Origin of the sequence: Acidaminococcus intestini DSM 21505, from assembly GCF_000425045.1 — a bacterium.
GTDB classification, from domain to species: Bacteria; Bacillota; Negativicutes; order Acidaminococcales; family Acidaminococcaceae; genus Acidaminococcus; species Acidaminococcus intestini.
On record NZ_AULA01000022.1, the window covers coordinates 1 to 11,778 of the forward strand.

General features: G+C 49.1%; 8 protein-coding genes and 6 tRNA genes. 2 read left to right on the forward strand and 12 right to left on the reverse strand.

Annotation, left to right across the window (positions count from 1 at the left end; translation table 11 throughout):
• The coding region (locus H503_RS12270) for a transposase (RefSeq protein ID WP_162141337.1) at positions 1-253 on the forward strand (253 nt) is incomplete at its 5' end.
• Here the strand turns inward: H503_RS12270 and H503_RS11940 are convergent.
• On the reverse strand, positions 186-611 hold the full coding sequence (locus H503_RS11940; protein WP_026385652.1) for a TAXI family TRAP transporter solute-binding subunit: 426 nt from the start codon (positions 609-611) through the stop codon (positions 186-188). The genes H503_RS12270 and H503_RS11940 overlap by 68 nt on opposite strands.
• Before the next feature lie 745 nt (positions 612-1,356).
• Here H503_RS11940 and H503_RS0107625 point away from each other — a divergent pair.
• Positions 1,357-2,388 (forward strand): hypothetical protein, encoded by a 1,032-nt coding sequence (locus H503_RS0107625; RefSeq protein ID WP_009014953.1) that lies wholly within the window; start codon positions 1,357-1,359, stop codon positions 2,386-2,388.
• A 617-nt stretch (positions 2,389-3,005) separates the two neighbouring features.
• Here H503_RS0107625 and H503_RS0107630 read toward each other — a convergent pair.
• From H503_RS0107630 to H503_RS0107680, 11 genes are all read right to left on the reverse strand, one after another.
• Positions 3,006-4,928, reverse strand: coding sequence for a TonB-dependent receptor plug domain-containing protein (locus H503_RS0107630; protein WP_226828459.1), 1,923 nt, complete (start codon positions 4,926-4,928; stop codon positions 3,006-3,008).
• A 194-nt stretch (positions 4,929-5,122) separates the two neighbouring features.
• Positions 5,123-5,488, reverse strand: coding sequence for a hypothetical protein (locus H503_RS0107635; RefSeq protein WP_009014955.1), 366 nt, complete (start codon positions 5,486-5,488; stop codon positions 5,123-5,125).
• Positions 5,489-5,679: 191 nt separating this feature from the next.
• Positions 5,680-5,756 (reverse strand) — tRNA-Arg (locus tag H503_RS0107640).
• A gap of 9 nt (positions 5,757-5,765) precedes the next feature.
• Positions 5,766-5,839: transfer RNA gene (locus tag H503_RS0107645), tRNA-Gly, on the reverse strand.
• Positions 5,840-5,849: 10 nt separating this feature from the next.
• Positions 5,850-5,926 (reverse strand) — tRNA-Pro (locus H503_RS0107650).
• An 18-nt stretch (positions 5,927-5,944) separates the two neighbouring features.
• Positions 5,945-6,020: transfer RNA gene (locus H503_RS0107655), tRNA-Val, on the reverse strand.
• 9 nt (positions 6,021-6,029) lie between these two features.
• Positions 6,030-6,104, reverse strand: a tRNA-Glu gene (locus H503_RS0107660).
• 2 nt (positions 6,105-6,106) lie between these two features.
• Positions 6,107-6,181: transfer RNA gene (locus H503_RS0107665), tRNA-Asn, on the reverse strand.
• 183 nt (positions 6,182-6,364) lie between these two features.
• Positions 6,365-7,909, reverse strand: coding sequence for an AbgT family transporter (locus H503_RS0107670; RefSeq protein WP_009014956.1), 1,545 nt, complete (start codon positions 7,907-7,909; stop codon positions 6,365-6,367).
• Positions 7,910-8,521: 612 nt separating this feature from the next.
• Positions 8,522-10,069: an AbgT family transporter gene (locus H503_RS0107675; protein WP_014129053.1), complete on the reverse strand. Its 1,548-nt coding sequence runs from the start codon at positions 10,067-10,069 to the stop codon at positions 8,522-8,524.
• Between the two features lie 131 nt (positions 10,070-10,200).
• Positions 10,201-11,745 carry an AbgT family transporter gene (locus tag H503_RS0107680; protein ID WP_016459991.1) on the reverse strand — a complete coding sequence of 515 codons (1,545 nt, stop codon included), beginning with the start codon at positions 11,743-11,745 and terminating at the stop codon, positions 10,201-10,203.
• Positions 11,746-11,778 lie beyond the last annotated feature (33 nt).

The window sequence follows — 11,778 nt, forward strand, 5'->3', positions numbered from 1 at the left end:
GTTAGCTATGGTAATGGGCTACAACTTAGATGCTTTTAAAGGGATTTTAAGATCTTTTAAAGATTGGGAGGCTGCAATTATTCAAGCAATTATCCAGCCATACTCCAATGGATTCACAGAAGGCTGTAACAACCTGATTAAGACGGTTAAGAGAGTTGCATTTGGAATGCGTGATTTCAACAGATTTAGGAACCGGATTCTCTATGTGAATTGGCAAAAAAGGAACTCGGCAAATGCCTTGCCGAGTTCCTAAAAGGCGATTTAGTTGTGGGGCACCCCAACATTTGACAAAGAACCTGAATAACCGAGTCCGACATAGCAATGGCAAGTTCACCTTTTCCAGTGAGGATGCCATTGATGTTTTCAACCGTTGCACCTGTTGCCGTCGAAGACGTCTTATAGCCCATCTCTCCTACAACCTTAGAGAATGCACCTCCAATGGGGAAATAAATCCCGCTCGTAGGTCCAGTCAGCACGGTTACAAACTGTTTGCTTCGATCAAGCTTACCATCAGCGGATTTCTTATCCCCGCCGCTACCGCCGCAGCCGGCAATGACGGAACCGGCAACAAGCATGGCTAAAATTGAGGTAACGACTTTTTTGACTTTCATGATAACGCCTCCTTTTTAAACCCTTTTCTGCTATGCTTTCACAATTATCCCATATGGCAATCATTTGCAGTGCTCAATAGGGGACCCACGCATCCTCATTGATAAAATGACTCAACCATAAATGGAATTGCGAAACATATTTTATGAATAAAGAATATCATGAACAGAATTTTACGTCAATATTGTGAACTCTCAATTATTTTACATTTTCTATAATTTACGTATTGCAAAATAAGTATATAAAGTTTGATTTTATCAACTATATATAAAAGTATCTACGAATCACATATATTATTCTTTACATTTTTGCAGAAAATTCTAATACTTTTCAAATCAATTCACGAATTCGTCCGTCCGTGACGGAGTGTAAAAAGAAAGCTCCTTACTAAATTCTTCTTTCAGTCCATCACGATGAATGTTCAAATCGATACGAATGACATTTTAGATTTTAGATAAATCGTTTGCTTAAAACCACCTGTATGGGATTTCCCTAAGATGCGGTAACAGAAGCATGCTATAATGGACCTATCAAACCAGTCCTTACCATCCTCAAAAGGAGTGCCTATGTATCTATCTGATTATCTCATGCTTGCTATTTTGGGAGCTTCCTTTCTTTTTCCTTCTGACGCGCGGACCCATACGGTATGGGTCTTCTGCCTTATCTATGTGTTTATACGTATCAAGCACCGTAAATAATAGGTTCCTGCAGGAATCTTCATTTCATTCGTTCCACAAGGAGGATCTTATGAATAAGAAAATTGCTGCCTCTATCCTACTCACTTGTCTTTCCATGGGGTTTATGGGGGCCGCTCAAGCCTTTCCTTCATTACTTGAAAAAAATGAGGCAGCCCTCTATACTCCGCTACGGCACACGGGGACCCGCTGGACCCTTACCCACTTTTTTGCCCTGTTAGGAAAAAATGACAAAGAAGCCGCAGAATTTTTTGGTGGCGGCACGCCCACTGATTCCGCCGATGGAACATTTACAATTGGCCGCACCTATCCGGTCCGCCTCTTTGGTGAAAACCGGGAAGCGGGAACACTCTATGACCGGGACGGCAAGGTGCAGAGCATTACGGTCCAGCTCGAAGATTCCCGGGCCGCTGCCTATGAACCGGTCCTAACGTGGTACTATGGTGCTCCGACAAAGGTCCAATCGGTTCCGTCTGAAGCAGGAGCCACTTATACAGAATGGACCCATGAAAATGCCCGAATTCGGCTCTACCAAATGTATGGACTGTCGGCCCTTGAAGTCACCCCCTCTGAAAAGAGAGGCCACACGGTTACACCGCCTTTATGGGGCGGTAAGTGGATTCCAGAGGACATTCGCCGCATAACAAGCGGCATGAAAAAGTTTCCGCCCCTTGAAAGGGCCATCATAAAAACCTACGGCATCGACGAGGCGGAGCGGAAAGATACAAGATACGCCTATGAAATCCTTGACCTGGATGGAGACGGGACTCTTGACGTCCTTGCGATTGTTTCCGGGCCTTACACAAGTGGCACAGGCGGTGATTCAGCCCTGTGGGGGACCTTCCGGAACGGCACCTTTGAGGTAAAGCAGACCTTCACCCTCATGAGAACGCCCCTTATTGTTACGGCAGATCCAACAAGCCTCATCGTCCGGAGAAGCGGCGGCGGTGCCCCCAGTAAGATTGTGCGCCTTGACTTAAAGGACGGGAAGTTTGCAGAAAGCCAAGACGAAAATGTCATGAAGAACCTCAAGAAAGATAAAGCCGTCGTCCTCTTTGACGGCGTGCGGGAAATGAGATTATAAGAAAATGCAGAACGGGCCACCATTGCAGCGTGCAAGGGTGGCCCGTAGGCTGTGGGAAAAGAAAGGCTGTCAAGCTGTCTATTCAGGCTTGGCCAAAATGGCTGTCACGAGCCTGCGGCTCTGGCTGTCGAGCTAAAAGGCCTGCTTTGATGCTATATCGCTAAGGCTGCCTTCGGCAGCTGGCTGAGGCGGAAAGCATAGGAAAAAGGGTCTTCCTTGGCTAAGACGCTCCGCTTGGCTAAGACCGCCGATGGCGACAGGCTAAAAACTGTGAGGCCGGCGCCAATTGTGTTGTCGGGGATGCGTTTCTTGTCTGAAGAAGGCAGTTATAAGGCAATATAAAGGCAAGAAAGTCCATGTTTCATTCCAGTACTATCCCTGCCTTACGGGCTTTTGCCTTCACATCGCTCCGCTCAGTTCGATCTGCAGAAAATATTTCAACACCTATTGAATCATCTGATTCCGAATGAAAGAAGAAATCAGATTGAAGCTCCCACCCGAACGCGTCTCTTTGTCCAGGTGGGGCTTTTCTCTCTTTTCTTTAGGTTTAGGGTCGGCGTTATGGTTTTTTCACAACACCTTGACTTGATGCAATCTTTGCGCCGAACCAAACTAAACTAAAACTTCCACTCCGCCCCCACCTTCCAAACCCGTCCGGGAATGGCAAAGCTACTGTCCGTATCGAACGTTTTATCAAAAAGGTTATCGATGCCGGCAAAGACCATCATGCGACCCAGTTGTTTAGTAAGCGATAGATCCATCGTGCTGTAGCTATAAAGGCTTGCTAATCCGGTCCTGGCGCTTTCGATGCGGTAACGGTCGTTCCATCTAGCGGCAAGGCTCACAGTAAAGGGGGCTTTCTTACCATCCGTGTAGGAAACTTCCATTAGCCCCGTGGCTCGGGCCATCCCCGAAAGCGGTTCATGGGTTTCGTCGTCACGCCCATCCATATAGGTATAGGCGGCCCGGATACCGTAATGGTCATCAAAGTCATAATGGAAGTCACCTTCGATGCCTTGAATGGTGGCGCGGTCAACATTTGCATAGGAGTTGATGAGCGTCATATGGCCGCGGCCCGGGATCCTGCCTATGACCTTGCTGACAATAAGGTCTCTTGCCTGATTATAAAAGTAGGTCACGCGGCCTTTTGCTTTGCCCCACTCCCCTTCGTAACCGGCATCAAAAGTGCGGGTCTTTTCGGGGCGCAGGTCCTCGTTTCCGTAGACGATGACCGTCATATAGGGTACGGGCGTTTCTTCCATATCACCATAGCGTTCAAAAAGGGATGGTGCACGGTAGGCAAAGCCATAATTCACCTTGAAACGGTTATGGTCATCCATAAGGTAGGTCAGTCCAGCCCGCGGTGACCACTCACTGCCAAAGTCTTCATGATGGTCCCAGCGGATACTAGGCACAAAAAGCAGTTTCTTCCCGATTTTCCATTCATCGGCACCGTAAAAAGCATACTGATCCGTGCCCCGTTCGCTATATCCCTTGGTGAGGCCTCCCTCGCTCTGAAAACGGTCCGTACGGCTTCCGCCATAACGCGTGCTGCCCGCCTCTAGATGACGGTATTCTGTCCCGTAAGTAAAGGTATGGCTTTCATCGGCGCGGTACGTCACGCGCCCTTCGACGGCACTCGTCGCATACTCGGCCCGGTCAAAATTGTACCCAGTTCCTGCACCCAAATAAGAGTGTTTTCCTAAGCGGTTGTGGTACACCTTGAGATCGTACTCATTTTTTCCGTGCGTCCCTTCATAGGCCAAGTGATAGTCCTGACGATTATTGTCATACCAAGTGGTGCCGCGGCTTTGGACGCTTTGCCGCAGGGATTCGCGCATAAAAGACGCTCCAAAGCGGACACTATCTTCATCCGTCATCTCATAGGTTCCTTCAAAAGAAAAATGGCGCCGGGGCCCAAACATATTGGTCCAGCCTTCACTTTCATCCTTACGGACCTTGGTAAGGTCGTAGCTCATGCCAAGGCTCAGTTTTCCCAGCTTATCCGTATTCAAGCCGCCATACAAGGAAGTTTCGCTGGACCCCGTCGTGACGCCGGCATAAGACGATGCCCCCTCGGGCTTTTTCATAAAGATCTGGATTACGCCGCCTACAGCATCACTGCCATAAAGGGCGGAGGCTGCCCCGCGGAGCACTTCAATGCGGTCCACATCATGAAGGTTGATGCGCCGCAATTCGTAGCCATTGATTGTTTCCGGTGCGTCTTCACCGGCTAGCCGCCGCCCATCGACGAGGATCAGTGTTCCCTTATTGCCCATGCCGCGCAGCGACACCTGGTGCGTCACTTGTGACGACTGACCCTGCATGGAAGTCGGCGTCAGGTCAAGATTCGGCACCCGTTTCAGGACATCTTCCACGGTCTGGGCTCCCCATTTGGCAAAGTCTTTCTGCGTCAATACATCAACTGATTGAGGAATCAGCTTGCGGTCGTTTTTGGTCTTCGTCGCCGTAATAACAATCTCCTGAATAGGCTCGTCTGCTGCAGCCGCAGTGCTTCCCGTCAAAAAAAATGAGGTCATTGCCACAAAGGCAAAAAACGCCCTCGGTCCATTCTCCATTTCCCATGATCTGGGATTTTTACCCATATTTTAATCTCCCCTATTTTACTTCGTATTTATCACGTTCCTATCATACGAAATGCTCACCTTCTTTGCAACAAAAATAACAAAAAAAGCCACGACCTTACCTAGTCATGGCTTATGATAGAATCCTTTCAGTGATTGCAGATTTTGTCAAAGATGTATGGCAGGGCTTCCTTTGCCTCGGCATAGCGTTCATCCGTTCCGCTTAGGATCACACTGTTTTCACGCGTCTGTTCGGCCTTACCGCTGCCGATGGTAAGGGGGCTGTTTGCCGGTTTAAATTCAAGGTACCCATTGATGATCGTCGACTGCAGCTTTACCTGGATAGCAGCAATGGACTTAAAAGGAATGACCTTGAAATTGTTGTCCCCCACGATCCAAAGGCCGCCCGTCTTATCGATGACAACGGCATGATCATGAACATAGAGATTGGCGCCGCAGCAGTCAATGGCATAGCGTTCCATCCCCAAAAATTCCCGGGCCGGGCTAAGCTGCATCTGTGCCTTTTGCTAAACTGCACATTCTTCTGCCGCAGCCTTGATCGAATCGAAAAAGCCCCATATTCCGACCCTTTTTTCGTGGTGGTCTGATTTCATTATATTGGGGCCCAAAAAGAATGCGATTTCTATCAGGAACCGCACCGTGAAACAAAAAAGCCTTCCCCGAAAGGAAGGCTAAAGATTCGACATGGTGACCCCGGAGTGATTCGAACACTCGACACACGGCTTAGAAGGCCGTTGCTCTATCCAGCTGAGCTACGGGGCCAAAATAAAATGGAGCGGGTGATGGGAATCGAACCCACGTAACTAGCTTGGAAGGCTAGGGCTCTACCATTGAGCTACACCCGCAAAAAAAATTTGGTCGGAGCGACAGGATTTGAACCTACGACCCCCTGCTCCCAAGGCAGGTGCTCTACCAAACTGAGCTACGCCCCGTTATAAACAGCAACAAGATGGTGGGCGCTAACAGGATCGAACTGCTGACATTCTGCTTGTAAGGCAGACGCTCTCCCAGCTGAGCTAAGCGCCCAAAAAAAAATGGTGACCGGAGGGGGAATCGAACCCCCGATACCGCCGTGAAAGGGCGGTGTCTTAACCGCTTGACCATCCGGCCATTGGCTCCCCGAGTAAGACTCGAACTTACAACAACTCGATTAACAGTCGAGTGCTCTACCATTGAGCTATCGGGGAATCTTGGTGCGTCCTAGGACGCGGTCACAAGCGTTATTATATCGAAGAGTGGCATTTTTGTCAACGGATTTTATAAAAAAATATGGGAAAAGGAAGAAAGATTCCTTCCTCCCCCACTTTTTCCAGGCAACAGGAAAAGAGCGCCGAAGCCAAAGCTCCAGCGCTCAGAAATAAACCGAACTCTTACAGGATGCCAGAAGGCAGCTGCATCGTAACGCCAGGTCCAATGGGAAGACCCAAAGTCATCCAAATAATCAGGAAAATAATCCACGCAATCTGCAGGCAGACAGCAATCGGAATGAGGTTCGATACAAGGGTCCCAATGGCCGCTTTGGGCATATATTTTTCCTGGGCTACGGAAAGAATCATCCACAAATAAGGGTTCATGGGGGTAAAGCAGTTTGTTGGTGAATCGCCCAGTCGATAAAGCAATTGAGTGAATCCAGGGTGATATCCCAAAAGCATGAACATAGGAACGAAAATCGGTGCGAAAATGGCCCACTTGGCAGAGCCGGAAGACATGAAGATATTAACGAGACTTGTGATGATGATGAAGACTACACACATGGGAAGCCCCGTAAAACCTACCGTTTCAAGGAAATCAGCCCCTGAAATGGCAAGCAGGGTTCCCAGATGGGTCCAACTGAAGAGGGCTTGGAATTGACCGCAGAAGAAGCAGAAAACGACGAACGCACCCATCCCGCTCATTTGGTGGACCATCGCTTTGTTGACATCCTTGATGCAGGTAAAAGATTTTGTTGTCACGCCGTAGGTAATACCGGCCAAACTGAACATGATAAAGAGAAGGGGAATGAGGCCCTTAAGAAGCGGAGACCCTACAAAAGTATGTCCGTCCTTAGACAGGATGCCCGAGAAAAAGCCAACAGCCAAGATGGCAATATAAAGGACAATGACCAGACCCGCACGGTTAAGTCCTTTGATTTCAAGTTCCGAAACACCGCCCAGTTCCTCATCAGCACCGGGGCCTTCGTATTTGCCAAAGCGCGGCTCTACGATTTTGATGGAAACAAGGGCAATCATGAAGGCACAGAGGAAAGTAGAGACAAACATGAAGTACCAGTTGCACGTCACGTCTACAGCAAAAACTCCCGCTTTGCCAAAGAAACCATCAATGGCTTGGTTCGTAAGGCCTTGGAGCAGGGAATCGGTCCCCGCAATCATGAGGTTAGCGCCAAAACCTGCTTCCGCACCAGCAAAACCGACCATCATCCCAACAACAGGGTGCTTCTTGACACCGATATAGGCAACAGCCGCAAGGGGCGGAATGACAACCATGGCCGTATCAGATGCAATGTTTCCGCAGACGCCAAGAAAGGCAACAATAAAGGGGACGAGAGAGGGCGGTACGTTCTTCATGCTTCGGCGCAGCAGCGCGGAAAGCATGCCTGATTCTTCGCAAAAACCAATGGCAAGGGTCATGGTGATAACAAGGCCCAAGGGGGCAAATCCAGTGAAGTTCTTCACCATCGTCGTGAGAAGCCATTGGATGCCTTCTTTAGTAAAGAAGTTCTGGGATGCCACCAGTTTGTGAGAGGCCGGGTTTTCCAGTGCAAATCCGGCCTGGGTGCAAAGAGCCCCAACAATCGCCGTAATCACAAATAAAATGCCAAATAAGATGGCAGGAGGTGGCAATTTATTGCACACCCGTTCGACCGTATCCAGAAAACGATCGAGGAGACTTGCTTTTTCTTGCAGCTTCTTTTCCATGTCTTTTGAGTTCCTCCTTTGATGGATCCGCAGGCAATGGCTTCATCGGCGGAGGATCCGTAAGGGCCAGGGCGAAATTTCCTTGGATTGACAAGAATCCATAAGGTAAGGGTTCAGGGAAATAACGCGATGGCGATTCCAAGATCACAGGGCGAATCAGTCGGTTGAAGAAAGACAGCACCTTTCATATTGTCTGCGCATTGCAAAAAATAAGTGCATGATGCTGAAATGATGGGTCATTTCGTTTTTTGATTCTGTATCTATTATAACAGATTTTCATTTTTGTATATCATATTTTCCTTATTTTTCTATTAATTTGTCTATTTCAAAGAGACATAATAGGAATTCTTCTCAAAAATTATTCGTCTTTTCTAACCTTCTTTTTATATCCATTTAGCCATGATTAACTATATGATAGTTTCATTTTATATGCTTTGCCAAATTCTTTTATCGATAATTGTAACCACTGTAAATTATGAACCCCCTTTTTTCTTTCTTTATTCCCTTTTCACGGGCCTTTTCATTACCGCTGAAAAAGGCTTAAAAAAACACTGCCCTGCAAAATGTTCGCAAGGCAGTACACACGATAATCCATCTAGGACTGTTTTTCCCTTACAAGACTCCTGGCGGCAGCGTCGCACCGACACCAGGACCGATGGGGATTCCCAGGAGGGTCCAGGCGATGAGGAAAATGATCCAAATGACCTGGAGGGCAAGGCCCAGGGGGACGAGGCTCGAGACGAGGGTTCCGATGGCGATATCGGGCATGTATTTTTCCTGGGCTACGGCAAGGACCATCCACAGGTAGGGCATGACGGGGGTAAAGCAGTTGGTCGGTGAATCACCCAGGCGATAAAGGAGCTGGGCATAAGCGGGATGATACCCGAGCATCATGAACATCGGGACAAAGATCGGCGCGAAGATGGCCCATTTGGCAGAACCACTTGACATAAAAAGGTTGATGAGCGCCGTGATGAGAATAAAGGCCACGCTGAGGGGAAGTCCAGTAAAGCCAATTTCCCGGAGCAGCTCCGCCCCTTTGATAGAAAGGAGGGTTCCCATATGGGTCCAGTTAAAAAGGGCCTGGAACTGGCCGCAGAAAAAGCAGAAAACAACGTAGGAACCCATGGCACTCATTTGTTTGACCATGGCTTTGTTGATATCCTTTAGATTCATGAATTTTCCTGTGGTGAGACCGTAAGCAATGCCTGCCGCACTGAGGACAAAAAAGAGGATAGGAATGAGCCCTTTGAGGAGCAGGGAGCCCACAAGGGTATGTCCATCTTTGGAAAGGATGCCCGTAAAAAAACCTGCCACGACGATGAGGATGAAGACAAGGACGACAAGTCCCGCGTTTTTTATGCCGCGCTTTTCCGCCGGCCCGATTTCAGCGACGGTCTCCTCTTCCACGGGCCCTTCATAGGTCCCAAAACGGGGTTCTACAATTTTTTGGGAGAGCCACCCAATCACGAGGGCGACAAGGAAGGTGGAGGCAACCATAAAGTACCAGTTGCAGGTGACATCAACGGCAAAGTCCTGATTTCCCAAAAAGCCTTTGATGGCTTCGTTTGTCAAGCCCTGCAGCAGAGAATCCGTACCAGCGACCATGAGATTTGCCGTAAAACCAGCGTTCGCACCGGCGTAGCCCACGATCATCCCGGCCACAGGATGCTTTTTGACGCCAAGATAAACAAGGGCACCCAAGGGCGGGATAACGACGGCCGCGGTATCAGAAGCAATGTTCCCCAAGGTCCCGACAAAGGCGATGAGGTAAGGCACGAGAGCGGGCGGCACGCGGCGCATGGATCGATTCAAAAGGGAAACCAAGAGACCTGATTCCTCACAAAATCCGATGGCCATGGTCATAGTAATGACAAGGCCCAAAGGCGCAAAGCCCGTAAAGTTCTTCACCATATTTGTGAGGAGCCACTGGATACCGGCCTTACTGAAAAAGTTCTGGGCCGTGACGATATGGTGGGTGGCGGGGTTTTCAAGATGTACCCCCATTTCCGTAAAGAGGGCGCCCAACAGGGCGGTCAGGACAAAGAGCAGACAAAAAAGAATAGCTGGAGGCGGCAGCCTGTTGCAGACCCGTTCGACAAGGTTCATGAAGGCGGCAAGGGTACCTTTTTGCTGGGGTACTTTCTGTATTTTCATCATAATCAACTTCTTCCTTAGATAGTAAAATATCCGGCAAGGCACGAAGCCCCGCCGGATGTTCAAAAAGCGCAGCGCTTTTTCAAACTAGAGAGCGTACGGGTTACCTTTCCCTAAAAGGAAAGTCGTTTTAGTCAGAGAATGCCCGGGGGCAGCTGCATGCCGACGCCCGGTCCAATGGGAAGGCCCAAGGTTTCCCAAACGATGAGGAAAACAATCCAGGCAATCTGAAGGACGATGGCAATAGGAATCATGTTGGAAATGAGGGTCCCAATGGCAATGTCAGGCATGTATTTTTCCTGGGCCACAGAAAGGATCATCCAAATGTAGGGAGACATCGGGGTAAAGCAGTTCCCCGGAGAGTCGCCCAAGCGATAGATGAGCTGGGTAAATCCAGGATGGTAGCCAAGGAGCATGAACATCGGAACGAAGATCGGAGCGAGGATGGCCCACTTGGCAGAGCCGCTCGAAACAAAGATGTTGATGAGGGCCGTAATGAGGATAAAGGCGATGCACATGGGAAGGCCCGTAAAGCCGATTCCTCTGAGGAAGTCAGCACCGGAAATCGCCATGAGCGTGCCCAGATGGGTCCAGTTGAAAAGAGCTTGGAACTGGCCGCAGAAAAAGCAGAAAACAACGTAGGCGCCCATGCCGCTCATTTGCTTGACCATGGCTTTGTTGACGTCCTTGACAGATTTAAAGCTGCCCGTCGTGATGCCATACGTGATGCCGGCAATACTGAAGAGGAAAAAGAGAATCGGGATGAGACCTTTGAGGAGCAACGATCCGACGAGGGTATGTCCGTCTTTGGAAAGAACGCCTGCAAAGAAACCGATGGCGAGGATGGCAATATAGAGCACAACGGCAAAACCGGCACGATGAAGTCCTTTTACTTCAAGGGGGGTCACTTCCTGGATGGTCTCGTCTTCATCTTTGCTGTGATAGACGGGGAACCGAGGTTCCACGATCCTAGTTGAAACAAGGCCAATCACAAGGGAGCACAGGAAGGTAGAAGCAATCATGAAGTACCAGTTACAGGTGACATCAACAACAAATTTCCCAGGTGTACCGAGAAACGCATCAATGGCTTGGTTCGTAAGGCCCTGCAGCAGGGAGTCCGTACCAGCAATCATGAGGTTTGCCGTAAAACCAGCCTGGGCACCGGCATAGCCGACAATCATCCCTACAACCGGGTTTTTCTTGACGCCGATGTAAACGAGGGCAGCAAGAGGCGGAATGACGACCATGGCCGTATCGGAGGCAATGTTGCCGACCGTTCCAAGAAAAGCAATGAGAAACGGTACGATATTAGGCGGTACATTCTTCATACTGCGGCGGAGCATGGCAACAAGCATGCCTGATTCTTCACAGAAGCCAATGGCCATAGTCATGGTGATGACAAGTCCCAAAGGTGCAAAACCGGTGAAGTTCTTGACCATGCTGGTCAAAAGCCACTGGACACCTTCTTTGGTAAAGAGGTTCTGGGAATAGACGACCTTATGGGTCGCCGGATTTTCGAGGCCAAAACCAGAGAAGGTAAAGAACATCCCGACAAAAGCCACGATAAGAAACAGGATACAAAATAGGATGGCAGGCGGTGGCAATTTGTTGCAGACACGTTCAATCGTGTTGAGGAACCGGTCCACCCGGGACAGTTCCTTTTCATTTGTTGCAGCCATAATAGGTCCCCCTTTTAAATAGAATGAGTGCGC

What these genes read in the sequence shown, in the direction of transcription:
- H503_RS11940 (WP_026385652.1), bottom strand. Translation starts at nt 611, where the DNA reads ATGAAAGTCAAAAAAGTCGTTACCTCAATTTTAGCCATGCTTGTTGCC.
- H503_RS0107625 (WP_009014953.1), top strand. Translation starts at nt 1,357, where the DNA reads ATGAATAAGAAAATTGCTGCCTCTATCCTACTCACTTGTCTTTCCATG.
- H503_RS0107630 (WP_226828459.1), bottom strand. Translation starts at nt 4,928, where the DNA reads ATGACCTCATTTTTTTTGACGGGAAGCACTGCGGCTGCAGCAGACGAG.
- H503_RS0107635 (WP_009014955.1), bottom strand. Translation starts at nt 5,488, where the DNA reads ATGCAGCTTAGCCCGGCCCGGGAATTTTTGGGGATGGAACGCTATGCC.
- H503_RS0107670 (WP_009014956.1), bottom strand. Translation starts at nt 7,909, where the DNA reads ATGGAAAAGAAGCTGCAAGAAAAAGCAAGTCTCCTCGATCGTTTTCTG.
- H503_RS0107675 (WP_014129053.1), bottom strand. Translation starts at nt 10,069, where the DNA reads ATGATGAAAATACAGAAAGTACCCCAGCAAAAAGGTACCCTTGCCGCC.
- H503_RS0107680 (WP_016459991.1), bottom strand. Translation starts at nt 11,745, where the DNA reads ATGGCTGCAACAAATGAAAAGGAACTGTCCCGGGTGGACCGGTTCCTC.